This window comes from Mesorhizobium sp. B2-4-14 (assembly GCF_006442155.1).
GTDB lineage: Bacteria > Pseudomonadota > Alphaproteobacteria > Rhizobiales > Rhizobiaceae > Mesorhizobium.
Genome location: NZ_VFVA01000001.1, coordinates 298,049 through 323,096 on the forward strand (window position 1 = coordinate 298,049; position 25,048 = coordinate 323,096).

At 63.3% G+C, this 25,048-nt stretch carries 25 protein-coding genes; 9 read left to right on the top strand and 16 right to left on the bottom strand.

Annotation, left to right across the window (positions count from 1 at the left end; genetic code table 11):
- Positions 1 to 160: 160 nt before the first annotated feature.
- From FJ938_RS01425 to FJ938_RS01455, 7 genes are all read right to left on the bottom strand, one after another.
- Positions 161 to 1,333, bottom strand: a complete 1,173-nt coding sequence (locus FJ938_RS01425; RefSeq protein ID WP_140690531.1) for an iron-containing alcohol dehydrogenase — start codon at positions 1,331 to 1,333, stop codon at positions 161 to 163.
- An 18-nt stretch (positions 1,334 to 1,351) separates the two neighbouring features.
- The gene (locus FJ938_RS01430) at positions 1,352 to 2,737 is read right to left on the bottom strand and encodes an aldehyde dehydrogenase family protein (RefSeq protein WP_140690534.1); all 1,386 of its coding nucleotides are present in this window, start codon (positions 2,735 to 2,737) and stop codon (positions 1,352 to 1,354) included.
- A 13-nt stretch (positions 2,738 to 2,750) separates the two neighbouring features.
- The gene (locus tag FJ938_RS01435; protein ID WP_140690537.1) at positions 2,751 to 3,170 is read right to left on the bottom strand and encodes a type II toxin-antitoxin system VapC family toxin; all 420 of its coding nucleotides are present in this window, start codon (positions 3,168 to 3,170) and stop codon (positions 2,751 to 2,753) included.
- Positions 3,167 to 3,619, bottom strand: coding sequence for a hypothetical protein (locus FJ938_RS01440; RefSeq protein ID WP_140690540.1), 453 nt, complete (start codon positions 3,617 to 3,619; stop codon positions 3,167 to 3,169). The genes FJ938_RS01435 and FJ938_RS01440 overlap by 4 nt, the downstream gene beginning before the upstream one ends.
- A 90-nt stretch (positions 3,620 to 3,709) precedes the next feature.
- Positions 3,710 to 5,080: a glutamine synthetase family protein gene (locus FJ938_RS01445; RefSeq protein ID WP_140690543.1), complete on the bottom strand. Its 1,371-nt coding sequence runs from the start codon at positions 5,078 to 5,080 to the stop codon at positions 3,710 to 3,712.
- Positions 5,081 to 5,168: 88 nt separating this feature from the next.
- On the bottom strand, positions 5,169 to 6,725 hold the full coding sequence (locus FJ938_RS01450) for an amino acid permease (protein ID WP_140690546.1): 1,557 nt from the start codon (positions 6,723 to 6,725) through the stop codon (positions 5,169 to 5,171).
- Positions 6,726 to 6,736: 11 nt separating this feature from the next.
- Entirely contained in the window at positions 6,737 to 7,561 is an 825-nt protein-coding gene (locus FJ938_RS01455; RefSeq protein WP_140690549.1) for an N-formylglutamate amidohydrolase, read from the bottom strand.
- 136 nt (positions 7,562 to 7,697) lie between these two features.
- On the opposite strand from FJ938_RS01455, the gene FJ938_RS01460 reads away from it, so the two are divergent.
- The 3 genes from FJ938_RS01460 to FJ938_RS01470 all read left to right on the top strand — a co-directional run bounded on the left by FJ938_RS01460 (position 7,698) and on the right by FJ938_RS01470 (position 13,086).
- Positions 7,698 to 8,525 carry a MurR/RpiR family transcriptional regulator gene (locus tag FJ938_RS01460; RefSeq protein WP_140690552.1) on the top strand — a complete coding sequence of 276 codons (828 nt, stop codon included), beginning with the start codon at positions 7,698 to 7,700 and terminating at the stop codon, positions 8,523 to 8,525.
- Between the two features lie 272 nt (positions 8,526 to 8,797).
- The gene (locus tag FJ938_RS01465; protein ID WP_140690555.1) at positions 8,798 to 9,958 is read left to right on the top strand and encodes an efflux RND transporter periplasmic adaptor subunit; all 1,161 of its coding nucleotides are present in this window, start codon (positions 8,798 to 8,800) and stop codon (positions 9,956 to 9,958) included.
- The gene (locus FJ938_RS01470; RefSeq protein ID WP_140690558.1) at positions 9,955 to 13,086 is read left to right on the top strand and encodes an efflux RND transporter permease subunit; all 3,132 of its coding nucleotides are present in this window, start codon (positions 9,955 to 9,957) and stop codon (positions 13,084 to 13,086) included. The genes FJ938_RS01465 and FJ938_RS01470 overlap by 4 nt, the downstream gene beginning before the upstream one ends.
- Positions 13,087 to 13,098: 12 nt before the next feature.
- On the opposite strand, the gene FJ938_RS01475 is transcribed toward FJ938_RS01470, so the two are convergent.
- From FJ938_RS01475 to FJ938_RS01500, 6 genes are all read right to left on the bottom strand, one after another.
- Entirely contained in the window at positions 13,099 to 13,509 is a 411-nt protein-coding gene (locus tag FJ938_RS01475; RefSeq protein WP_140690561.1) for a GtrA family protein, read from the bottom strand.
- Positions 13,506 to 14,315 (bottom strand): ChbG/HpnK family deacetylase, encoded by an 810-nt coding sequence (locus FJ938_RS01480; protein WP_140690564.1) that lies wholly within the window; start codon positions 14,313 to 14,315, stop codon positions 13,506 to 13,508. The genes FJ938_RS01475 and FJ938_RS01480 overlap by 4 nt, the downstream gene beginning before the upstream one ends.
- Entirely contained in the window at positions 14,312 to 15,295 is a 984-nt protein-coding gene (locus FJ938_RS01485; protein WP_140690567.1) for a glycosyltransferase family 2 protein, read from the bottom strand. The genes FJ938_RS01480 and FJ938_RS01485 overlap by 4 nt, the downstream gene beginning before the upstream one ends.
- Positions 15,288 to 16,277, bottom strand: a complete 990-nt coding sequence (locus FJ938_RS01490; RefSeq protein WP_246673128.1) for a glycosyltransferase family 87 protein — start codon at positions 16,275 to 16,277, stop codon at positions 15,288 to 15,290. Before FJ938_RS01490 ends, FJ938_RS01485 begins: the two co-directional genes overlap by 8 nt.
- Before the next feature lie 392 nt (positions 16,278 to 16,669).
- Complete coding sequence (locus tag FJ938_RS01495; protein ID WP_140690570.1) at positions 16,670 to 17,707, bottom strand: zinc-binding dehydrogenase; 1,038 nt, start codon at positions 17,705 to 17,707, stop codon at positions 16,670 to 16,672.
- A 59-nt stretch (positions 17,708 to 17,766) separates the two neighbouring features.
- Positions 17,767 to 19,008 carry an acyl-CoA dehydrogenase family protein gene (locus FJ938_RS01500; protein WP_140690573.1) on the bottom strand — a complete coding sequence of 414 codons (1,242 nt, stop codon included), beginning with the start codon at positions 19,006 to 19,008 and terminating at the stop codon, positions 17,767 to 17,769.
- A gap of 114 nt (positions 19,009 to 19,122) precedes the next feature.
- Here FJ938_RS01500 and FJ938_RS01505 point away from each other — a divergent pair, with 114 nt between their 5' ends.
- From FJ938_RS01505 to FJ938_RS01525, 6 genes are all read left to right on the top strand, one after another.
- Positions 19,123 to 19,938, top strand: coding sequence for an SDR family oxidoreductase (locus FJ938_RS01505; protein ID WP_140690576.1), 816 nt, complete (start codon positions 19,123 to 19,125; stop codon positions 19,936 to 19,938).
- Positions 19,939 to 19,977: 39 nt separating this feature from the next.
- Complete coding sequence (locus tag FJ938_RS01510) at positions 19,978 to 20,463, top strand: MaoC family dehydratase (RefSeq protein WP_280175382.1); 486 nt, start codon at positions 19,978 to 19,980, stop codon at positions 20,461 to 20,463.
- Positions 20,460 to 21,494 carry a phosphotransferase gene (locus FJ938_RS01515; RefSeq protein WP_140690578.1) on the top strand — a complete coding sequence of 345 codons (1,035 nt, stop codon included), beginning with the start codon at positions 20,460 to 20,462 and terminating at the stop codon, positions 21,492 to 21,494. Before FJ938_RS01510 ends, FJ938_RS01515 begins: the two co-directional genes overlap by 4 nt.
- Entirely contained in the window at positions 21,491 to 21,622 is a 132-nt protein-coding gene (locus FJ938_RS30230; RefSeq protein ID WP_281407056.1) for a hypothetical protein, read from the top strand. Before FJ938_RS01515 ends, FJ938_RS30230 begins: the two co-directional genes overlap by 4 nt.
- Positions 21,623 to 21,712: 90 nt before the next feature.
- Positions 21,713 to 22,357: a TetR/AcrR family transcriptional regulator gene (locus tag FJ938_RS01520; protein WP_140609647.1), complete on the top strand. Its 645-nt coding sequence runs from the start codon at positions 21,713 to 21,715 to the stop codon at positions 22,355 to 22,357.
- 185 nt (positions 22,358 to 22,542) lie between these two features.
- Complete coding sequence (locus FJ938_RS01525) at positions 22,543 to 22,779, top strand: DUF680 domain-containing protein (protein WP_140609645.1); 237 nt, start codon at positions 22,543 to 22,545, stop codon at positions 22,777 to 22,779.
- Between the two features lie 66 nt (positions 22,780 to 22,845).
- Here the strand turns inward: FJ938_RS01525 and FJ938_RS01530 are convergent, their stop codons facing one another.
- The 3 genes from FJ938_RS01530 to FJ938_RS01540 all read right to left on the bottom strand — a co-directional run bounded on the left by FJ938_RS01530 (position 22,846) and on the right by FJ938_RS01540 (position 25,042).
- Entirely contained in the window at positions 22,846 to 23,898 is a 1,053-nt protein-coding gene (locus tag FJ938_RS01530) for a Gfo/Idh/MocA family oxidoreductase (protein ID WP_140609643.1), read from the bottom strand.
- A 45-nt stretch (positions 23,899 to 23,943) separates the two neighbouring features.
- Positions 23,944 to 24,723: a ThuA domain-containing protein gene (locus FJ938_RS01535; protein WP_140690580.1), complete on the bottom strand. Its 780-nt coding sequence runs from the start codon at positions 24,721 to 24,723 to the stop codon at positions 23,944 to 23,946.
- A gap of 79 nt (positions 24,724 to 24,802) precedes the next feature.
- On the bottom strand, positions 24,803 to 25,042 hold the full coding sequence (locus FJ938_RS01540; protein ID WP_140609638.1) for a hypothetical protein: 240 nt from the start codon (positions 25,040 to 25,042) through the stop codon (positions 24,803 to 24,805).
- Between the last annotated feature and the right edge of the window lie 6 nt (positions 25,043 to 25,048).

Consider the following 25,048-nt stretch of genomic DNA (forward strand, 5'->3'; position numbering starts at 1 on the left):
AACAGGCAGCCCGCAGCACGAAAAAGTAAACTCTTTTTAACCTGATGTAGCAATTGGCCGGCGTATCTTTTTCCGGCTAACTAGTTTCTGCCTTGTCCTGCATCGCCTCTCCTTGTTTTCCTGCCCCGTTTCCAGATCAACTCGATGCGCGAAAAGTGCTTCAGACGGTGCCCGCGATGGCGTTTTCGAGCAAGGTCAGCGCCGCCTTTTTGGTCAGCTTGACCGGGTTGCCCCCGGCCGTTGGATCGACCACCGCCATGTCGGCGATCAGCGCCTTGCGCTTCTTGTCCATGTCGAGCCCCTTGATCAGGCCCGGCAGGGCGTGCGGCACCTTCAGGTCCTTGCGCAGCCTGATGATCGCCTTGGCGAAGCCGTCGAAGCCGCCCTTGATGCCGCAATAGGCGGCGAGGCGGGCAATGCGCTCCTCGATGGAGTCGCGATTGAAGGCGAGCACATAAGGCATGAAGACGGCGTTGGTCATGCCATGATGGGTGTCGTAGAGCGCGCCGATCGGATGCGACAGCGAGTGGATGGCGCCCAGCCCCTTCTGGAAGGCCGTGGCGCCCATGGCGGCGGCGCTCATCATATGGGCGCGCGCAACCAGGTCCTTGCCGTTGGCAAAGGCTTTTGGCAGGTTCTCGAACACCAGGCGCACACCCTCGACCGCGATGCCGTCAGCCATCGGATGGTAGCCCGGCGCGCAATAGGCTTCCAGGCAATGGGCGAGCGCGTCCATGCCGGTGCCGGCGGTTATGAAGGCCGGCATGCCGACCGACAATTCCGGATCGGCGATCACGATCGCCGGCAGCAGCTTGGGATGGAAGATGACCTTCTTGGTGTGCGTTGCCTCATTGGTGATGACACCGGCACGGCCGACTTCCGAGCCGGTGCCAGCGGTGGTCGGTACTGCGACGATCGGAGCGATAGCGTCCGAATTGGCGCGCGTCCACCAGTCGCCGACATCCTCGAAATCCCACACCGGCCGCGTTTGGCCGGCCTGGAAGGCGATCAGTTTGCCGAGGTCGAGCGCCGAACCGCCGCCGAAAGCGATAACACCGTCATGCTTACCCTTCTTGAACACTTCGATACCGGCGGTCAGATTGGATTCCACCGGGTTCGGCCTCACCTCGGAGAAGACGCCGTAGGGAACCTTGGCATCGTCGAGGATCTTCAGCGTCGAGGCGACGACAGGCAGTTTCGCCAGGCCCGGATCGGTGACGAACAAGGGCCGCTTGATGCCGGTTGCCGCCAGCACCTCGGGCAGTTCCTTGATGCGTCCGGCGCCGAAGCGGACAGTGGTGGGGTAGTTCCATTTGGAGATCAGTTTGGTCATTGCTTGTCTTTCGAAAAATCAGATGGCTTCGCGCAGGTGGAAGGATTTCCGCCGGGTCAGATTGTCGTAGCCGATGGCTGACAGTGCCGCGCCCTTGCCGGTGTTCTTGACGCCGGTCCAGACCAGCGCCGGATCGAGGTAGTCGCAGCGGTTCATGAACACCGTGCCGGTCTCGACGCGGTTGCCGATCGCCACCGCATGCTCGGTGTCGCGCGTCCAGATCGAGGCCGTCAGCCCATAGGGACTGTCGTTCATCAGCGCGATCGCTTCCTCGTCGTTGCGAACCTTCATGATGCCGACGATCGGGCCAAAGCTCTCCTCGCGCATGACGCTCATCTGATGGTCGACCTCGGTCAGCACCTCCGGGGCCAGATAGGGTGAGCCGCTCTTGTCGTTAGCGACCTTCATGTTGATGTGTGCCTTGGCGCCCTTGCGCAGCGCTTCGGCCTTCTGCTCGCGGATCAGGTCGGCGAAGCGCGCCTGCGCCATCGGTCCCATCGTCGTCGCCTGCTCCAGAGGATTGCCGACGACATAGTTCCTGGTCTCGGCGATAAAGCCTTCGACGAATTCGTCATAGACCTTTTCGTGCACATAGACACGCTCGATGCCGCAGCAGCACTGGCCGGAATTGTAGAAAGCGCCATCGACCAGATTGGCCACCGCATGGTCCATCTTGGCGTCGGGCAGCACATAGGCGGGATCCTTGCCGCCGAGTTCGAGGCCGAGCGTCATGAAGGTGCCTGCAGCCGCCCTTTCGATGGCACGGCCGCCGCCGACCGAGCCGGTGAAGTTGACATGATCGATCTTGCCGGAGCCGAGCAGCTTTTCCGTTTGAGCATGGTTCAGCACGATATTCTGGAACACACCCTTTGGCAGGCCGGCCTTGTCGAACGCCTGCTGGAAGCGTTCACCGACCAGCAGCGTCTGCGCCGCGTGCTTCAAGATGACGGCGTTGCCGGCCATCAGCGCCGGCACGATGGTGTTCACGGCGGTCAGATAAGGGTAGTTCCACGGCGCGATCACCATGACCACGCCGAGCGGATCTTTCTTCACATAGCGGCGGAACCCGTCCTTGGGATTAGAGGCCGGCACCGGTCTCAGCGCCGCCTCGGCGATCTCGACCATATAGTTGGTGCGTTCCTTGACACCGCCGAACTCGCCGCCATAGCGGACAGGCCGCCCCATCTGCCAGGCGATCTCCGGCACGATCTCGTCGGTCATCGAGACCAGCGCTTCGAGCATGGCGAGCATGTATTTGCCGCGCTCGACGATCGGCGTCTCGGCCCACCTCTCCTGCGCCGCCTTGGCGCGCTCGACCGCGGCATTGATCGCCTGGTCCGTCGCGACCGGTCGCTCGGCATAGATCGAGCCATCGATTGGGGATTTGAGTCTTGCCGTTTCCAAAGGACGCTCCAAGTTAGCAGGCTAGTGTACGCAGATGGCCATTGCGGCCATAGCGAAGGATGGGCTCGTCTCGCGTCACCAGAACCATGTCCAAGGCTCTCGCACTTGCCATCAGTATCCGATCCATGGGATCGCCATGAGGCGGGCCAGGCAAGTTGGAAGACGCAATCAGAATGGCTGGTGAAATAGCGCTGAGCTTTGCTGACATTCGCTCGATGAATCGCTCCACGAAATCAAGTGGCGCCAATGGCAGGTTGAGTCGGCCCTTGGCCACACCAATTCCGATTTCCCATGCCGACATCGGGGAGAGATAGAGACGACCGTCGTAGGCCGCCTCCGAAATCTCCCGGCTTGCGTGCGGATCAATTTGACTGTCGTTCGCGATAAAGATCATCGCGCATGTGTCCAGAAGCAGGCTCGGCTCTTCACTCATTTACGCACCGTGCGTTTGCCACCGCGTGCCTGAGCCTCGCCGCCCAAATAGCCCCGGTCCCAAGGCTCATCATCGAAAGGTTTGGTGACATCAAATCCGGCTTCAATTGTTATCAAGCCCTTCATGAAACCAAAACCGGGGTGGCGATCCGGACGCGCCTCCTTTGGCGCAGCCGCGCTACCGTTGGGCGGCGTCGAAATGGGCGCTTTGCGAACGCGGCGAAAGACCAGTTTCCCACTGCCTACGTTGACGGATTCGGTCTCGAATCCGGCCTCAAGCCACTCCCTCGTCATGGGATTGTTGCTCGGATTGTTGCTCCACCACGCAGGGTATTGCTTCGATGCGGGCAGTGGCAGATTGAGCACTTTTTCGATTTCAGCAAACGACATCGGCACACGATCTACATCTTGGGCAACGAGAAAGTCCTTGAGCGGCGCATATTTCGACATTGCAAACTCCTCAATGCAGCACATTGCAATTTTACAGGTCCATATGGCCTCAGTCTCACTGCATTGTCAATATTAAAGCTGTATAAAGTTTTAGTATCGCTCGAACCCTCTGTGCAGTTCCCAATCCGTGATCCGGCGGTCGTATTCGAATTGCTCCCACTTCGCGGTATGGACGTAGTGCTCAAGCACATCCTCGCCGAGCGCCTGCTTCAGCATCTTCGACTTGGCCAGCGTCTCGGTGGCATCGCGCAGGGTCTTCGGGATCTCCGGCAAACGAGATGCCTGATAGGCATCGCCGACGAACGGTTTTTGCAGCTCCAGTTTCTCGTCGATGCCGGCAAGGCCTGACGCGATTAGCGCTGCGAAGGCGAGATAAGGGTTGAGGTCGGCGCCGCCGATGCGGCACTCCATGCGGATGCCCTTGGTGCCCTCGCCGCACAGGCGGAAGCCGGCGGTGCGATTGTCCTCGCTCCACATGATCTTGGTCGGTGCGAAGGTGCCGGCCTGGAAGCGCTTGTAGGAATTGATGTAGGGCGCCAGGAACCAGGTGAACTCCTTGGCGTATTTGAGCTGCCCGGCCGCCCATTGCTGGCCGAGCGTCGACAGCGTCCAGTCGGCCTTTTTATCGAAGAACAGCGGCGTCTTGCCGTCGGCGCTCCACAGCGAATTGTGGATGTGGCTGGAATTGCCGGCGAGCCCGTAATTGTACTTGGCCATGAACGAGATCGACTTGCCCTCGGACTCGGCGATCTCCTTGGCGCCGTTCTTCAGGATGACATGGCGGTCGGCCATGTCGAGTGCTTCGGCATAGCGCACATTGATCTCTTCCTGGCCGGGACCCCACTCGCCCTTGGAATTCTCGATCGGAATGCCGGCCGCTTCCATCTCGTTGCGAAGCCGGCGCATGACACCCTCTTCCTTGGTGGTGATGCCGATCTGGTAGTCGCCGATATAGGGCGAGGCGGTGTCGAGACCCTGCCAGTGCTTCTTGCGGGCGGAATCGTAGGTCTCGTTGAAAAGGTAGAATTCGAGCTCAGAGGCGAAATAGCCGATATAGCCGCGCTCCGTCAGCCGCTTGACCTGCTTCTTCAGGATGGCGCGCGGCGAATGCGGCAGGTCGTCATGGGTGTGGTGGTCGAGCACATCGCAGATCACCAGGGCGGTCTTTTCCAGCCACGGAATGCGCCGCAGCGTCGCAAGGTCCGGCTTCATGACGAAGTCGCCATAACCCTTCGACCAGCTTGCCGCTTTGTAGCCTGGCACCGGCTCCATATCGATGTCGGCGGCGAGCAGATAGTTGCAGCCATGCGTTTCGTCATGAGCGGAATCGACGAAATACTGCGCCAGGAATCGCTTTCCCGCCAGCCGGCCCTGCATGTCGACGATGCATGCAAGCACCGTGTCGATCTCGCCGTTTGAGACCGCTCTCTTCAACTGATCGAACGAGAAATTCCCGGCCATTCCTTTGGCACTCCAAATGCTTTTCGGTTGAAAGGGATAAACGCGGTCATGGCCGGCGCGAGGCCGGCCATGAGCTTGAGGCGAAGTGTCAGTGGCCGGTTTCGCCGACAGCCATCTCGGCCGCCTTGATCGCCGCCTGGCGTGCCGCGATGATGTCTCCGAGCGGCGGACCCTGGAAGCGGTTGCGCTCGAAGGCGAACCAGACGATCGCCGTCAGGATGAAGAAACCGACGGTTATGTAGAGAGCCCAGTCGTTCGGCGGCTGAATGCCGATGACGAAGATCAGGACCATCGACACGATCGACAGGAAGCCGAACAGCATGAAGACGCCGCGGCCCATGTTCCACGGACCCATCTTGTCCCACTTCGGCGTTCCCCAGGCCAGCATGCCAAGCACGATCGGCACGATGAAGGAGAGGAACAGGAAGATGACGGTGCAGGACACCACGATCGTGTAGGCCGAGGTGCCGGCGACCGAAACCAGCGTCGAGCCCCAGACGAACAGCACCGACAGGATCGACGCCGTCCAGATCGCCGCCACCGGCGTGCGGTAGGTCGGGCTGACCTTGGCGAGTGCCGCCGAGCCGGGCAGGCCGCCATCACGCGAGAAGGCGAAGATCATGCGCGAAGCCGAGGTCACGGTGGCGAGGCCACAGAGCAACTGGGCAACGAACACGACGAGGTAGACGAACTCCTTGACGCCGGGACTGACGCGCTGGTCGAAAGCCCAGAAGAACACGTTCCAGCCCTGCTTGGCGGCGTCGTCCATATTGGGAATCATCAGCACGAAGGCGACAAGGAAAAGATAGCCGAACAGTGCCGACCAGATAACCGACATCACCATGGCGCGAGGCACCGAGGAAGCCGCCTTGATGGTTTCCTCTGACGTGTGTGCCGAAGCGTCGTAGCCGGTGATCGTATAGATCGGCAGCAGCAGGCCGAGTGCGAACACCCAGGCATTCGACACCGACGGCCAGACGCCGCCGCCGGCATCGCCGGAATAGTTGTGGAATGTGAACAGCCGGCTGAAATCCCAGTGTTCGGCGGAAATCAGGCAGACGACCGCGATCAGGATGGCGCCGAAGAAGATCAGATAGCCCGAAAAGTCGGTCAGCTTCGCCGTCAGCTTGATGCCAAGGTGGTTGATCAGCGCCTGGGCTCCGGTGATGATGACCAGGAAGATCATCTGGTTGGTCAGCGTGCCCTCGATGCCGAGCGCAGGTCCGAAGGCGCCGACGAAAAACGTCCAGGTGCCGACATTGATGGCGCCGAGCACGGTGATGAGGCCGAGCAGGTTGAGCCAGGCTGTGACCCAGCCGGTGCCGCGATTGCCGAGGATCGAGCCCCAGTGATAAAGGCCGCCGGCCGTCGGATAGGCCGAGCTGATCTGTGACATGGCCACCGCGAAGGTCAGCGATATGAAGCAGCCAACCAGCCAGCCGATGCCGATGCCGATGCCGCCGGCCCCGGACGTGGCCTGCGCCAGCGAGTTGATGCCGCCCGACAGGATGCAGATGATGGAGAAGGAAACGGCGAAATTCGAAAAGCGGCTGAGCCGCCGCTCCAGTTCTTGGGCGTAGCCCATATTGTGGAGGACCTTTATGTCCTCCGCCTTGTCAACTTCGGTATAACCCGGTGCTGCCATCTGAAGTCCCCTTATTCTTGGCTGGCCGATTGAACTGACTTTCCAACTGCACTTGATCGAGAGCCCCTGGCCTCCTCGGGCTCCAGATTCGAAAAAATGCCTGTGAGCAGATCCGCCCATTTCCGCTGCCCGGTCTCGCCGGAGATTTCATCGTTGCGGATTTCGATCATCGCGCAGGGCAGCCCACGCGAGCGCGCATGCCGTTCGAGCGTGAAATAGACGCGGTCGGCGGGCGAATAGGGTTCGTTGATGCCGACGGTGACGCCGGCAAGCCGCCGCAGCGCCGATATCAGCGGCGACGCCAGCCGGCGATCCTCGTCATGGATGATGCCGATATGCCAGGGCCTGTTGCGGCCCTTGTAGACCGGCGTGAAGGAATGCACGGAAACCAGACGCGTCTCCTGTCCGCGCGCCAGCCGTTCGTCGACAATGCACTCGATGGCACCATGAAAAGGCTGCCATGACAGGGCGACCCGCGCCGCGCGCTGTTTTTCCGACAGGCCGGTATTGCCTGGGATGGCTGTCGTCTCGCTGACCGGCGGCACAAGGTCCGGCGCGTCGAGCGGCCGGTTGCAGTCGATGACGAGGCGCGAGATGCGGGTTTCAACCAGCGTCGCATCCAGCGCCTGAGCCATGCGCAACGCAACCGGCAACGCGCCGGGATCCCAGGCGATGTGGCGGGACAGGTCCTCGGCGGCGAGGCCGAGCGTGCCGAATTCGGCGGGCAGAAAGTTGGAAGCGTGATCGCAGGTCAGCACGAAAGGGCTTGATCCGCTGGGATTGGTCACCCTCACGGTATCAGACGATGCAAGGCTGGCGGGCCGTGCTTGCTCCATAGTCTGCCGTCCCCGGGGAGCGCTGTACCGTATGTTACGTATTTTGTCTCATTGCGTCCCTGTGAATGATTTCATACAGTTTATCCGGCTTTGTCAAATGCGATCTCGTTGGCGAGGCCATTGCGTGGGGGAAAAGATGATTTCCAGCATTGCCGAACTGATCGCCGACCGCGTCGGCACGATGCCGGCGGGCGAACGGCGCGCCGCCCAGACGCTGATCGCCAGCTATCCGATGATCGGCCTGAAGACGGTCGCCGAATTCTCGGCCGCCGCCGGCGTCTCCTCGCCGACGATCCTGCGCTTCGTTGCCCGGCTCGGTTTCCAGAACTACCCGGAATTCCAGTCGAGCCTTCAGGACGAACTGGCGGCGCAACTTCAATCGCCGGCGATACGGACGCTCAACCCGCCCTCGCCCGGCGGCAGCGCCATATCCCCGATGCTGGAAGCGACGCTCGATAACATGCGCGAGACCTTCCGGCACCTCTCCGACCGGCAGCTCGACGATATCGCGGCGCGGCTTGCCGACCGGCGTGGCAAGACCTTCCTGATCGGCGGTCGCTTCACCGACCCGCTGGCGCGCTACATGGCGGCCCACCTCGCCGTCATCCAGCCCGATGTCTTTCACCTCGCCGGGCAGGAGAGCATGTGGCGCGACCGGCTGATCGACATGGGCAAGCGCGACGTGCTGGTGATCTTCGATATCAGGCGCTACCAGGACAGCCTCGTCCGCTTCGCCGAAAAGGCGCATCAGCGCGGCGTTCAGATCGTGCTCTTCACGGACCAGTGGCTGTCGCCGATCGCCCGTTTTGCCCGCCACGTCATCGCCGGACGTACGGCGGTGCCTTCCGCATGGGATTCATCGGCCGCGCTTTTCGTCGTCGCCGAAACGCTGATCGGCGCCGTCACGAGACAACTCGAGGCCGACGGCGCCCGGCGCATCCGCGAGATGGAAGGTCTGCGCTAGCCCGATCCCGGGAAAACCTGTGAAACGGTTTCCCGTCTGGAATTGCGCCAGACAAAGGGAAGCGGACCCAGGCGCCGATCCCGGGCAAATCGCAGCCGTGCCGAAGACCATCGCGCCTTCACGTTACCGAGATTTAATGTGCACGATTGCGTGATAATTGCCATAAACCAGTGATACCGGGATGTGGCTTGGCCGGTTTCGCCGCCAGCCCGTATTGTCGCTGCCTCCGCTTCCACCTGGAACCGGCCGACATCCTTGCCGCTGGAGTATCGATGCCGAGCCGGAAACAGATTGCCCTTGCATTTGTGATCGTGGTCGCCGCCGCGGCTGCCTGGGGGCGCTTCTATCCCGGCGCTCCCGAAGTGCTGGCGCGCTGGGGCATCGACTGGGCTTATGGCGCGACACCTCCAACGAAGGATGCGGCGGCGGGCGGCTCCCGGCAGGCGGGACGCGGCGGCGCCCGGATTGCCACCATCGTTGCATCACCGGCCGCCTCGGCGATCATCAACGATCGCCTGCAGGCGATCGGCACCGGCCGTGCCAACGCTTCTGTGACCGTCAATCCCTACAGTTCCGGCCGCCTTGCCGAACTGCTGGTCGAATCCGGCAGCCATGTCGACAAGGGGCAGATCATCGCCACGCTCGATTCCGAGACCGAAATCATCGCTCAGGACCGGGCCAAGCTCGCTTTGCAGGATGCTCAGTCCAAGCTCGATCGCGTCAAGTCGCTGCGCGCCTCCAATGCCGCGACGCCGGTCGCCGTGGCCGATGCCGAAGTGGCACTGGCAAACGCTAGACTGGCGCTTCAGGACGCGGAGCTCGCGCTGCGGCGCCGCTCCGTTCTGGCGCCTATATCGGGCACTGTCGGCATCCTGCCGATCTCGGCCGGCAACTATGTCACCAACCAGTCGGCGATCGCCACGCTCGACGACCGCTCCTCGATCCTGATCGATTTCCTGGTGCCCGAGCGCTTCGCAGCCGCCGTCAAGGTCGGTGCGCAATTGACGGCGACGCCGATTGCCAATCCGAGCAACGCCTATACCGGCACGGTGTCGGCCATCGACAACCACATCGATGAGAAGAGCCGCACGCTGCTGGTCAAGGCAACGATCGCCAATCCCGCCGATTCGCTGCGCGCCGGCATGTCGTTCTCCATCACCATGAAATTCCCCGGCGAAACCTATCCCGCCGTCAGCCCGCTGGCGATCCTGTGGGGATCGGACGGCGCCTATGTCTGGCAGATCGAAGACGGCAAGGCGAGGCGCGTGCCGGTGCGCATCATCCAGCGCAACACCGAGACCGTGCTGGTCGATGCGGAGATCGACAGCGGCGACATGGTGGTCACCGAAGGCACGCAGAGCGTCAGCGAAGGCGGCGAGGTCCGCATCGCCGGCCAGGACCAGCGCAACGCCAATACCGCCGAAGGCTCATGACCGGTACCGTCAACGCCGCCAGCGATACCGGCTTCACCGCCCTGTTCATCCGCAGGCCGGTCATGGCCTTTGTGCTGAACGTGCTCGTCGCGGTTGCCGGCCTCGCCGCCTTTTATGGCGTGGAGGTCCGCGAGCTGCCCGATGTCGATCGCGCCGTGGTCACGGTCTCGACCATCTTCCAAGGGGCGGCCGCCGAAACCGTTGACCGCGAGCTGACCGACACGATCGAGGGTGCGGTCGCCCGCGTCTCCGGCGTCAAGTCGATCTCTTCTTCCTCCTCCTTCGGCCAGAGCCGCGTCACCATCGAATTCAATGACGGCGTCGATCTCAACGTCGCCGCTTCCGATGTGCGCGATGCCGTCGGCCGCGTCGCCAACCAGATGCCGGACACCGCCGATCCGCCGCGCATCGTCAAGGCCGACGCCAATTCCGACGCGGTGATGCGGCTTGCGGTGACCTCGGACAGCATGTCGATCCAGGACATGACGGTGGTGGTCCAGGACCAGATCGAGGATGAGCTAGCCGCCGTGCCCGGCGTCGCCGACGTCCAGGTCTATGGCGGCCGCGACAAGATCTTTCGTATCGACGTCGACCAGAACAAGCTCGCCAGCCTCGGCTTCACGGTCGCCGATCTCAGGGCAGCCCTTGCCTCGGTCGCCTTCGATTCGCCGGCCGGGTCGATCACCACGACCAACCAGGACCTGATCGTCCGCACCACGGCTGATGTGACCACCCCCGAGGAATTCGAAAACATCATCATCGGCGGCACGACGCGCATCCGCGATGTCGCCACCGTCACGCTCGGCCCCGATGTCGGCCAGACCACGCTGCGTTCCGACGGCAAGACCGGCATTGGTATCGGCATCATCCGCCAGGCGGAATCGAACACGTTGGACATTTCGACCGGCGTCCAGGCCGCCGTCGCCAAACTGCAGCAGAACCTGCCCAAGGGCATGGCGATCAAGATCACCAGCGACGACGCCGTGTTCGTCAAGGGCGCGGTGCATGAGGTCGAGATCGCGCTCGGCCTGTCGGTGACAATGGTGCTGATCGTCATCTATGCCTTCCTGCTCGACTGGCGCGCCACGCTGATCCCGGGCCTGTCGATGCCGGTCGCCATGATCGGCACCATCGCCGCCATCTATCTGGCCGGCTTCTCCGTCAACATCCTGACGCTGCTCGCCCTTGTGCTGGCGACGGGCCTGGTCGTCGACGATGCCATCGTGGTGCTGGAGAACATCGTGCGGCGGCGCAATGAGGGCATGGGGCCACGCGCGGCGGCCGTACTCGGCACGCAGGAAGTGTTCTTCGCCGTCGTCGCCACGACGCTGACGCTGGTCGCCGTCTTCGTGCCGATCTCGTTCCTGCCCGGCCAGACCGGCGGCCTGTTCCGCGAATTCGGCTTCGTGCTAGCCATGTCGGTGCTTCTGTCCTGCGTGGTGGCGCTGACGCTTTGCCCGATGCTCGCTTCGCGCATGCTGACCAGCGCATCGCTGCATCATGAAGGCGGCCATGGCATCGGCGCCCGTATCGGCGGCGCGTTGAACGCTGGCTACAAGCGGGCCCTGCACGCTTGCCTCGATGCGCCCTGGATCGTGGTGCTTGTCGCGGTGCTGTTTGCCGGCACCGCCTTCACCCTGTTCGGCACCATCCGCCAGGAACTGACGCCGACCGAGGACCGCGCGGCGGTGCTGTTGCGCATCAATGCCCCGCAAGGCGTCAGCCTCGACTACACGACGCAGCAGATGCAGAAGATCGAGAGGCTGATCCAGCCGATGCGCGAGTCCGGCGAGATCCGTTCCACTTTCGAGAACGCCGGTCAGAACGGCTCCTACAACTCCGGCTTCATGGTGATGACGCTGGCGCCATGGAACGAGCGCAGCCGCAGCCAGCAGGAAATCATGGCCGAGATCGGTCAGCTGACGAAGCAGGTGCCCAGCGTGCGCATCTTCCCGGTGCAGCCCAACAGCCTCGGCATCCGCAGGGCCGGCAACGGCCTGCAGTTCGCGCTGGTCGGCAATGACCGCAAGGCGCTCGGCGACGCGGCGGTCAAGATCATCGCCGAGATGCAGAAGGACTCCCGCTTCCAGACACCGCGCCTTTCGATAGACCCGACGCAGCCGCAGTTGGCTGTCGCCATCGACCGCGAGCGCGCCTCCGATCTCGGCATCGACATTACGGGCCTCGCCAACACCTTGCAGGCCATGCTCGACGGCAACGTCGTCGTCGACGTCTACATCGCCGACCGCAGCTATGGCGTGAAGTTGGTCTCGACCACCAACCCGATCAACGATCCGACCGACCTGGAAAACATCTTCCTGAAGACGGCTGACGGCCGCTTCGTGCCGATGTCGACCATCGCCACGCTGACCGAACGCGCCGTGCCGCCGTCGCTGTCGCGCGAACAGCAGCAGCCGTCGGTGGCCATCACCTCCAACCTCAGTGGCGATTTCGCACTTGGCGATGCGCTGAGCCGCGCCGAGGAAATCGCCACGCCGCTCTTGCCACCGGGCAGCCGCATCCTGCCGCTGGCCGAAGCCGCGACGCTGGGCGAAACCAACAGCGCCATGGTCACCATCTTCGGTTTCGCGCTGGTCATCATCCTTCTGGTGCTGGCCGCCCAGTTCGAAAGCTTCGTCAGCGCGGTCATCATCATGGCCACGGTGCCGCTCGGCCTCGCCTGTGCCATCTTCGCGCTTCTGCTTTCGGGCACCAGCCTCAATGCCTACAGTCAGATCGGCCTGGTGCTGCTGGTCGGCGTCATGGCCAAGAACGGCATCCTGATCGTCGAGTTCGCCAACCAGCTGCGCGATCGCGGGCTCGGCGTGCGCGAGGCGATCGAGCAGGCCTCGACCATCCGCTTGCGGCCGGTGATGATGACGATGATCTGCACCGTGCTCGGCGGCGTGCCGCTGGTGCTGGCCGCGGGTGCGGGCGCCGAAGCGCGCGTGGCGCTCGGCTGGGTGATCGTTGGCGGGCTGGGGCTGGCCACCATCTCGACGCTCTTCCTGACGCCGGTCGCCTATCTGCTGCTTGGCCGTTTCGTTACGCCGAAGACCCACGAGGAAGCGCGGCTGAAGCGCGAGCTCGAGGAAGCCGCCTACGCCAATGTGGAACCGGCGGAATAGGGAAATCCAGGTCTATTTCAGCACCCGGCCCTCAATCGACCAGCGCGCGGCGAGGAAATTCAGCACCGCCGCCACAATGACACCGCCGATCTTTGCCGGCCACACGCCGGCGATGCCGGCGAAGAGTGCGATCGACAGGCTGGAGACGCCGAGCGAAATCAGCGCGCCGAGCGAGACGAAACGCAGGAAAGCGTCATGCAGCCGGATGGCTTGATTGCGCTCGAACGACCAGAAGCCATTTGCCACGAAAGAGAAGACGACGGCGATCGACCATGAGATGACGTTGGCGGGCAACGGCGGGATATGCAACTTGAGCAGCAGGAAAAAGCCGGCAAGGTCGATGACGGTGTTCGCGAGCCCGACAATGGCAAAGCGGACGATCTTGTTGCCAGTCGAACGCCGGGGCTGGTCGGCGCCGCTCATCCCCTGCCATCCATGATCTCGACGCCGGCGCGGGCGAGGCTCGCGCCGAAAGCGTCCGAGGCCAGGATCTCCAATTCGACCGTGCGCACGCTTTGCATCGGATCTCGCGCGCGTAGCGTTTCGTCGACATGGCCGGGATGGCACATGAACAGCCCCTCTTGCGGCAACGCCTCGACGGCGGCCTGCAGGGCAGGCGCGAACTTTTCCGGCTGCCGCCAATCGTAGATGCCGGCCAGAGGCGTCATGACCTCAAAACCGGCGCCTTGCATCGCCCGATTGAAGCCCCGGGCCAGTGCTGCGATCGCCGCGATCTTCGGCACCGCTGCCGGCGCAGGAGCGCCGCGCAGCATCGGCCTGCCCGTACCTGCAGGAAAGCGCGCCAGCAGCCATTTGCGTACGACCGGCAGGAAATGCACGTGCTGGTGCCCGTCGACGAAGTCGGGCAGCCGGCCAAGCGTCTCGATGAAACGGCTGTATTGCGCGTCGAGCTCGGCACGGACGTCCCGGTCGTCGACACGGCCGCGCAGGACCGGCAGTGCAAGCGAACGGAGCGGCGGCAGCCGGCCCTCCGGCGCCAGGCTGGACTGGCCGGTGATGGCCGGCTGGTCGGTGAGGGTCAGGTGCAATCCGATCGCCACGCGGCCGCGCAGCGGCTTGATAAGCGCCGCCGCCTCCGCCCATTCGGGAAAGCCGGTCATGCAGCTAGTGCCGGTCAGGCGTCCACGATCGAGCAGGTCGAGAATCCCTGCCGAGACGCCGGGCGCCAGGCCATAGTCATCGGCGATCAGGCGGATGCGCCGCGTCATGCGCCGGACGCGCCTGGCGGCCTGTTCAAAACGTCGCCGCGCACGACATCGCGTACGATGTAGATCGGCCGGTCCTTGCTCTCGCTGAGTGTGACCCAGACATATTCGCCGATCAGTCCAAGCAAGGTGAGGTTGAGACCACCAAGCAGCACAACGGCGACCAGAAGGCTGGGGTAGCCTGGAACGGCAATGCCGTAGAACAACACTTCGAAGAACACCTTGGCGCCATAGGCCGCACCCGCCAGCGCCGCCAGCAATCCGCTCAGGCTGATCAGGCGCAGGGGAATGACGGAAAACGAGGTAAAACCTTCCAGCGAAAAGGCAAGCAGGTTGAGCCTGCTCCATTTCGACGTGCCGCTGGCGCGGTTCTCCGGCGAATAAGGTATGGCCTTCTGGCGAAAGCCCGCCCAGGCGAACAGACCCTTGTTGAAGCGCCTTTTGTCACGCAAGCTTGTCAGCGCGCGGGCCACGGTACCGCGCATGACGCGAAAATCGCCCGCATTCTCGGGAATGTCGAAACGCTGGCTGCTGTTGATCAGGCTGTAGAACAGCTTCGCCAACTGGCTGCGCCGCCAGCTCGCCTCGCGCCGGTCGTTCTGGGCGTAGACCACGTCGATGTCGGGGTGCTCCACCAACTCGCCAATCATTCGCAGGCTGACATCCATGGAATGCTGAAGGTCGGAATCCATGATCAGCACCATGTCACCGCGCGCGTAATCGAGGCCGGCGAGCACCGCGACCTCCTTGCCGAAATTGCGGCTGAGCCGCACGATCTCCCAGGAACCGGACAGCGCCCGCGAAAATCGCTCCGCGCCGTCATCGCGGCTGCCGTCGTCGACCAGGATCTTGTGGACGGCCATGCCGAAACGCTGCGACACCACGGCCTCCAGCTTGTCGAGCAAGGCGGCGAAAGCCGATGCGGATTGCGCCTCGTTGAAGAACGGCGCCACGATATCGAGAACAGACCGCGACTCAGCCATTTGCGACAGGCCCCTCATTCATCACCTTGTCTCGCGCCCTGGCCCAGAACCACCAGATCAGGGAACCGGCAATGACGGTGACCGCGATCGGCCGGAACCAAGGGTACGTGAAATCTTGGATATGACTCTCGATGCCCGTCAACCCTGTCACGAACAGCATCACGGACAGTATCGAGACGAGCACACCGCCTCGCTCCTCGCGCCACAGCAAGGCAATGGCCAGACCGGCGGGCACGGCGATCATGGCATAGGTGTTGGGCTCGACGCGCGGGTTGAAGACACACATGTAGAACGCCGCCGTCAGGAAGATGGCGAGATCTGCTGTTCCACGTTCGAGCCTGCGGTCGAACCAGACGACCATGGAAAGCGTGAACAGGGCCATGACGATGCGCACGATCGTGGCGCCGAATTCCGGGATCGGCAGCCCCACTTTGGTGAAGGGCGCCGTGAAGTCGGTGGGAACAAAATGGCTGGTGTTGTCGACAGCCATCGAGGTCAGCATCCCCGCAAAAACCCGGTACTGCTCGGTCAGGTAGCCGGCGGGAGCGAATGCATAAGGCAGCGCGATCACGAACAGCACCGCCAGCTCCAGCACCGGTATCAATCGGAAGCGCAGGGCGCCCACCAACAACAACATGATGACCGCGGTCGGCTTGGCGATGATGGCAACCGAAGCCCAGAAGAAGGTCTCCGCGCGCCGCCCTTCGAGCGCCGACAGTGTGAGGAGCCAGCAGGCGCCGGTCAAAAGGATCGTCGCCTGGCCATTGCGGATCGCGCCCAGCGCCATCGGCAGGGCAAGGAAGAGCCCGAAGGAAAGCAGCCACGTCAATTCGCCGCCGCCAAGCTTGCGCACCTGCCGCATCGCGGCGAAGGTCAGCACCGCGAAACCGATGATATGCCACACCAGGCCGCCAAGATGAGGGCCGAGCTTGAACAGGGGGACGTAGAGCGCTGCAAAGGCGGGCGCGTAGAGATATCCCATCTCGGACTGGATATTGTAGAGCGGACGGCCGGCCAGAAACTCCTCGCTGCCATACCTGTAGCCAGCAACACGGTACGCGTGTCGGGCGCCCAAAGCACGAGGACGAGAACGACCAGAAACGCCCCGATCCACAGGCCAAATCCCAAACGGTCGAAAACCGGCTTGGAAATCGTCATAAACGCACCCCACACCACTTCAGAACAGGCCCTTGCCCGCGCCGTCCGGCATTTCGATGGCGGCGGCATATCACGGACAAAGCGAATTGGCATAGGGGCTGAAGGACGCGGCCATCAACTTCGCGGATTGCCGCGGATGGCCATGCATCGTGGGGGCCCGGCTCGGAAAGCCCTGAAAGCCTCGCATTGAAACTTCCGGCACAGCTCCGAATGGCCTCAAGGCCGGATGAAAACCTTGCCGTTGGGCTTGGCCAGTTCACCCGGCACCCGCACCACCGCCTCGGCGAGCGGCACGACAGCCGTCACGTCGGTCGACCAGCGTCCGTCGGAGAAACGCTTCTGCGCTTCCAGGATCGCCGGGCCGCGCCGATCCTTGGATTGCCGCATCCATTCGCTCAGCCAGAAGCCTTCGATATGCTTGTGCTGGAAGATCAGCTGGCCGGGCTCACGGATGACGGTGGCGTCGGGATCGAGCCGGCCATAAATGATCCAGCGCGCCCGTTTCGGCATCGCATTGAAGATGGCTGACGCCAGCGGACCGGTGACCGCGTCCAGCAAGATGCGCGGCTGTTCGGCCTTCATCACCTCGCGCAGCGCGGCTTCGAAATCCGGCGCCTTCTCGTTGAGCACATGGGCAGCGCCGATCTCCTTCAGAAGCGCGATCTGCTCATCGCGGCGGACGGTGACGACAGGCCGGAACCCCTCCTCCCTGGCCAGGCCGATGATCAGCTTGCAGAGCTGGCTGGCGCCGGCGGTCATGACGAAGGCCTTTTCGCCCTCCTGCTTGACGATGTCGAACATGGCGATCGCGGTAAGCGGATTGACGATCATCGCCGCACCGTCCTCGTCGCGCACCGTATCGAGGAGCGGAATGCAGGCCGCCGCCTCGGCAACGGCATACTCGGCCCACGAGCCCCAGTTGCTGAGGCCTGTGGCGAAGGCCACGCGCTTTCCGACAAGGCTCTTGGGGTAGGGCTCGTCGCCACCGGCCACGACGGTGCCGACGCCCTCGAAGCCGGCCGGTCGGCCCTTGGCGCGCGGCTGACCGTACTGGCCCTTGATGAAGGCAATGTCGGACGGATTGATCGAAGCCAGGCTGACCTTGATCAGCACCTGGCTCGGTCCCGGTGCTGGCACCGCGATGCTGCCCGACTGAACATAAGGCTCCAATGCCTCAAGCATGCTGCCGCTCGGCGTCTTGGTGTAACCATCACCGACAAGCAGCAGTGCCCTCATCTGGGGCGGGACGGTCATCGGAATACTCCTTGTCTTGCCGGCGGAAAGATCGCAACGGGCCGGGATTGACCGGGCGCTCAGACCTTATCCTGCGTGTATTTCCTCAACTCCGTGCGCGCCACTTGCCGGCGATGCACGGCATCGGGCCCGTCCGCAAGGCGCAGGGTCCTCAGATGCGTCCACGAGCGGGCCAGCGGCGTGTCCTGGCTGATGCCTTGCGCCCCGAACATCTGCACTGCCTCGTCGGTGACTTTCAGCGCGACGCGCGGTGCGATCACCTTGATCTGGCTGATCCAGGGAGCCGCGGCGCGCGCATCGCCCTGGTCGATCATCCACGCCGCCTTGAGGCACAGCAGCCGGGCCATCTCGATCTCCATGCGGCATTCGGCGATGATGTCGAAATTGGCGCCGAGTTTCGCCAGGGGCTGGCCGAAGGCCTCGCGGCGCACCGAGCGCTGGCACAGCATCTCCAGCGCCATCTCGGCCTGGCCGATGGCGCGCATGCAATGATGGATACGGCCGGGGCCGAGCCGGCCCTGGGCGATCTCGAACCCCCTGCCCTCGCCGAGGATCAGGTTCGAGGCCGGTATCCGCACATTGTCGAAGCGAAGGTGCATGTGGCCATGCGGCGCGTCATCGTCGCCATAGACCTGCATGGCGCGGACCTTGGTCACGCCTTTCGTGTCGGCGGGCACCAGGATCATAGAATGGCGGCGGTGCTGCGGTTCTTCCCCGCCGCCGGTCCGCACCATGACGATGTAAATGGCGCAGCGTGGATCGCCGGCGCCCGATGCCCACCATTTCTCGCCGTTGAGCACATAGTCGTCGCCCTGCCGCTCGCAGCGCATCGAAATGTTGGTGGCGTCGGACGAGGCGACATCCGGCTCGGTCATCAGATAGGCCGAGCGGATCTTGCCGTCGAGCAGCGGCTCGAGCCATGCCTTCTTGTGCTCGGCCGAGCCGTAGCGCTCCAGCACCTCCATATTGCCGGTGTCGGGCGCCGAGCAGTTGAAGGTCTCGGCGCCGAGATGCGCCTTGCCCATTTCTTCTGCAAGATAGGCGTATTCGACAGTGGAAAGGCCATAACCGCGTTCCGACCCGGTCAGCCAGAAATTCCAAAGGCCGCGCTCTTTCGCGGTTTTCTTCAGCCCTTCGAGGATCTCGCTCTGGCGCTTGCTGTAGACCCAGCGGTCGCCCGCCTTGCCGACTTCGCCCAGAAATTCCTTGTCGAGCGGCATGATCTCGTCGCGCACCATGGCCGCGACGCGCGCGTGGATCGGCTTCAGCCGCTCGGTCATGCCGAGATTCATCTCCGTCATCGGTCGCTAATCCTTCATGGAGGCCGGGCAATTTACCCGTGGCAAGGATGACCGTACTTCGGATAGCCTTGTCAACGCGAACTGCTGCCCGCATGCCGAGCGCGGAGGATTGTGATGGGCTATCTCGACGAGCTGTTTTCGGTGGCCGGCAAGACCGCGCTGGTGACGGGAGCGGCGACCGGCATCGGCCGCATGGTAGCGACCGCGCTGGTCAGGGCGGGCGCCAGCGTGATGATCGCGTCGCGCAAGGGCGAGGATTGCATTAAGGTCGCCGGCGAGCTGAACGGGCTCGGCGCCTCCGGTCGCGCCGAAGGCTTTGCCGGCGACGTCTCCAGCGAAGCCGGCATTGCGGCGCTCGTCGCCGAGGTCAAGGCGCGGACCGACAGGCTCGATATCCTCGTCAACAATGCCGGCGTTTCCTGGGGCGCGCCGCTGGAGAGTTTTCCCTACTCGGCCTGGGCCAAGGTGTTCGGCGTCAATGTCACCGCGGTCTTCCATCTGACGCGCGAATTGCTGCCGCTGCTCGAAGCGGCCGCCAGCGACGACGATCCGGCCCGGGTGATCAATCTGGGTTCGGTGATGGGCACGCAGCCCTTGGCCGACGATGCCTATTCCTACGCCGCCTCCAAGGCCGCCGTTCATCATCTGACACGCACGTTGGCGCTTGAGTTCGCCGCCCGCCGCATCACCGTCAACGCCTTCGCGCCGGGGCCTTTCCAGAGTCGCATGACGGCGTTTGCCACCGGCACGGATGAACAGGCCAGGCATGTCGGCAGCCACGTCCCGATCGGCCGCATCGGCGCGCCAGATGACATTGCCGGCGCAACGCTCTATTTGTGCAGCCGTGCGGGCAACTATGTCACCGGCGCCATCCTGCCGATCGACGGCGGGCAGTCGGTGCAGCATGGATTGACCCTGTTCAAGGAATGACATGTTCCGGCCGCAGAAGCCGGAGATGAACTGGAGGACATGAGCGTGGAACCGATCAGTCTCGATGTGCTTCTGGCCAGTGTCGGCAAGGAAGTCGGCGTCTCACCGTGGCGTGTGGTCACGCAACGCATGATCGACCAGTTCGCCGACGCTACGGACGACCATCAGTTCATCCACTGCGATCCGGAGCGGGCCAAGCGCGAGACGCCGTTCGGCGGCACCATCGCGCATGGCTTTCTGTCGCTGTCGCTGTTGTCGGCGATGACCTTCGAGACCATGCCACCGCTGGAAAATGGCAAGATGGGGGTCAATCACGGCTTCGATTCGCTGCGCTTTCTGGCCCCGGTAAAGACCGGCGCCCGTATCCGCACCCATTTCGTGCTGGCCGACGTCAAGGTCCGGCCGTCGGGCTGGGTGCAGACAGCGCACGATGTGACGATTGAGATCGAGGGATCGAAGAAACCGGCGCTGACCGCCCGCTGGCTGACGCTGACCCTGATCGAACGCCAGCCCGAGACCGCATGAACGACGCCAACGCGCTCGACCAGGCAGCGCTCGCGCCTTACCTTGAGGCGGCAATACCGGGCTTTTCGGGGCTCGCCACGATCGAGAAATTCAAATCCGGCCAGTCCAACCCGACCTATCTTTTTAAGGCGGCCAGCGGCCGCTATGTGCTGCGCGCCAAGCCACCGGGGCGGTTGCTGAAATCGGCGCATCAGGTCGACCGCGAATTCCGCGTGATGAAAGCGCTTTCCGGCACCGCCGTGCCGGTGCCGAAAATGCTGCATCTGTCGGCCGAGGAGTCGCCGATCGGCCGCATGTTCTACGTCATGGATTTCCTCGACGGCCGCATCTTCTGGGATCCGGCACTGCCGGAGGCGCGCGACAATGACGAGCGCGCCGCGATCTACGATACCACGAACGCCACGCTCGCGGCCCTGCACGATGTCGACGTCGAGGCCGTGGGCCTGTCCGATTTCAGCCGGCCGGGCAATTATTTCGAGCGCCAGCTGGCACGTTGGACCAGCCAGTACCGTGCCTCGGAAACCGGCACCATCGCCGAAATGGACCAGCTGATCGCCTGGCTGGAAACGCATATGCCCGCCGATGATGGCCTGATATCGCTGGTGCATGGCGACTATCGGCTGGACAATCTGATCTTCGCGCCGGACCGGCCAAAGGTGCTGGCGGTGCTTGATTGGGAACTGTCGACATTGGGCCACCCCTTCGCCGACATCGCCTATCAGTGCATGCAATGGCGCCTGCCGCACACCTCCGGCTTTCGCGGCTTGGGCGGTATCGACCGCGCCGCCCTCGGGCTGCCCTCGGAAGAGGACTACGTCGCGGCCTACTGTCGCCGGCGCGGGCTCTCCGGCATCGGCAACTGGACCTTCTTCCTCGCCTTCTCCTTCTTCAGGCTGGCCGCGATCTGCCAGGGCGTCTACAAGCGGGCGCTCGACGGCAACGCCTCCAATCCTGAAAAGGCCAAAACCTACGGCGAGGCGGTGAAGCTGCTTTCGCATCTCGCCGCCAGACTGATTGAGGACAAGGCATGACGGACAGCTTTGAGGGAGCAACGGTGCTGATCACGGGTGCCGCCGGAGGTCTCGGCCGCGGTGCCGCGAAAGGCTCCTTCATGACCGGGCACGCACTGGCCGTCGATGGCGGCGTCGGCGCCATCTGATCCTGCCGCTTGGGAACAGGCGATGCCCTTGTTCGTTTCCGTACAGCGTATATAATTAGCCACGTACACCAACCAAAAGAGGCACCAGACTTGCCGCTGAGCGTCCAGAAACGCCGCGAAAAACAAAAGGCCGAACTGCGCTCCGAGCTCGTCGAGGCCGCCCACAAGCTCGTCCAGGAAGAAGGTTATGAAGGCCTGACCATCCGCAAGCTGGCCAAGCGGGTCGGCTATGCGCCGATGTCGGTCTATTCCTATTTCGCCGACAAGCAGGACATCCTGTTCGCCCTGGCAGAAGATGCGTTCGAGACGCTTGCCCGCCGTATCGAGGAGCACCCGTCCGACGATCCGATCGAGGCCTTGCAGGCTGTGATGACCGAGTATGCCGCGTTCGGGCTCGGCAATCCCAACGAATACCGCACCGTCTTCATGACCGAAAAGACCAAACTGCCGGAAGGCAGGAGCTATGAAGACATGGAGGAAGGCAACCCGGCGATGAAGGTGCTCATCAAACGGGTCGAAGCCTGTGTCGCCGCCGGCAAATTGCAGGGCGATCCGCGCGCCATCGCCACCATGCTGTGGGCTGTCGGCCACGGCACGATCTCGCTGCTGATCACCTTTCCCTTCTATCCCTTTGGCGACCCTCAGGCTTTCGTGAAACGGATGTGCGATTTCACCCTTGCCACGCTGAGCACGCAAGACGTGCCACCGCTGACCGAGACGCCGGTCAACTGCTGATAGTCGCTTGTTTCATTCCCGGATCTCTTCCCGTCATCCCGGCCGAACCGGGGGCAATTCTTGGGTTAACAATAATTTATCGTACGCGTACGATTTTGGCTTGAACTTCCGGATCGACGGGCGTATCTGTACGGCATATCGTACATGTACGAACAGAATTCGCCCGTCGAAAACGGAGACTGACAATGAAAAAGACCCTCCTCACCCTAGCCGCCGTGCTGGCACTTTCGGGCTCGGCCTTCGCCGCCAGCGCCGCCCAGCCGGTCAAGCAGGCGCCTGCCGCCTGCGTTGACACCAAGACCCATGCGAAGCTTGACTGCAGCGCGACGGGATCGATCGAAAAAACGACCACCAGCTCGACCGAAGGCAAGAGCCCGCGGCTCGGCATCGACATCAATCCGTGGATCGTGCCGAACTTCTGATCCACGGCCCTCGAAAAAGGGGCCACGGAGCCCTTGGGGCCGGAACTGGCTCTCCGAACGACCCTATCAGGCGATCGTCAGCGGTCGCCTGGCAGCAGAACTCTCAAAGGCCGCGTCGATCAGCTTCTGCATGTCGGCGGCGCGCCGGAAGGACGGATCGCCGTTGAGGCCGGTGTTCAGCGCGTCGGCAAAGCGCCGGGCGTTGCGCTTGACATCCGGCGGCGTCAGCGTCCGCCAGCGTTGCTGGTCGACATCCTTGCCGAGGCAAGCTGACAGGCTTGATACCTTGCCGTCGGTCTCGACCTTGATGGCTCCCTTGGTGCCGTGCATGGCCAGCGACAGCTCATTGGTGTTGCCGGTCATGTAGCGGCTCGCCACGATCGTGGCGAGGGCGCCCGACTTCAGCCGCGCCGTCATCACCACGCTGTCATTGGCATCCAGCACGTAGTCGCCGATCCGGTCGCCGTCGGCCTTGGGAAACGTCACCAGATCGGCATGGAGACTGACGATATCCTCCGCCGCGCCGTAGGTGGCGAAGTCCAGTATGTGGATACCGACATCGCCCAGCACGCCTGTCGAACCATGCCGGCTCGACAGGCGCCACAGCCATTTGTCCTCGACCCGCCAGTCGCCCCAGGATTTGCTGACCAGCCAGCTCTGCTTGTAGCTCGCCTCGACATGGCGCAAATCGCCGATCTCGCCGGCCTGCACCATGCGCCGCGCTTCCTGGATCGCGGGCGAGTTGCGATAGGTCAGGTTGACCATGTTAACGACCCCGGCCGCCTCGGCCGCTTCCGTCATGGCCAGCGCATCGGCGTGGTTCGGCGCCAGAGGCTTTTCGCAGAAAATGTGCTTTTCCGTAGCCAGCAGGGCCAGCGTCGTTGCCTTGTGCACGCCGTCCGGCGTCGCATTGATGGCGGCATCGAACTGCCCCCAGGCGATCGCCGCCTCCAGGCTCTCGAAGAAATCGCCGATCCTGTTGGCGGCGGCAAACGCCGCCGCGCGGCCCGGCACCTGATCGACACAAGCGACGATCGTGCAGCCGGGAATCGCGGCAAATTCCTCGACGTGATGCCCGGCAATGCCGCCGGTGCCAAGCAGAAGCAGCCTGTGTGTCATCGGCCCAAGCCCCTCATCAACTCACCCCAGGCAACTCAGCCCCGATCAGCTCATGCCCTTATCGCCGTCGGCATGCAGGCGTAGGCCCTTTTGGACAATCTTCTCCTTGGCCTTGTCGGCCGGCACGTTGGGCGCATCAGTGATGCCGGCCCATGCCGGTGCCGGGTTGTGCGCCCAGTGCACGGCGTTGCGCAGCACCTGCTGCACGCCCTCATTGTGATAGATCGGATAGGTCTCGTGGCCGGGCGAGAAATAAAAGATGCGGCCGGCGCCGCGCTGATAGGTCAGCCCCGACCGGAACACCTCGCCGCCCTCATACCAGGAGATGAACACTGTCTCGAGCGGCTCCGGCACCGCGAACGGCTCGCCATACATTTCGGTCTCGCCGATCTCCAGGCATTCGCCGATGCCTTGCGCGATCGGGTGACCGCGGTTGATCGCCCAGACGCGCTCGCCCGCCTCGCGCCATTTCAGCGAGCAGGGCGTGCCCATCAGCCGCTTGAATATCTTCGAGTAGTGGCCGGAATGGAGCACGATCAGCCCCATGCCTTCCCAGACCCGCTTCTGCACGCGCTCGACGACCTCATCCTTGACCTCGCCATGCGCTGCATGCCCCCACCATAGAAGCACGTCGGTGGCGGCAAGGCGCTTTTCGCTCAGGCCATGCTCCGGTTCCTGCAAGGTGGCAGCGGTCGCCTCGATGCCCTTGTCCTGGTTGAGCGCGGCCGCGATGGTGCCATGCATGCCAAGGGGATAGAGGCCGCGCACGGTGGCATTGGTCTGCTCATGGACGTTCTCACCCCAGACAATGGCTCTTATCGTCATCTTTCCCTCTCCAAAGCGCTTTGAATATCGCATCCACTGAGGTGCTGGGAAGATGCCTCTCAACCAAAATTTCTCAAAATCAGGGCTGGCGAGCCTTGCGTCCGGGGACGGTCTTGGCCTTGCCGGGTTTCGCCGGCCCGCCCGGAATGGCCGACCCGGTGATGGACACCGGATCGCTGGCCGGGAACGTGTCCTCGAGACCCTCCTCGAGTTCCTCTTCGGCGTTGGCCTCGTGATGCCGCTCCTGCTCAAGCGAGCGAACCGCCGCCGTTTTCGCTGTGGTTTTCCTGGGCGATTTCGGCGCGGACTTCGACGGCATCGGTAT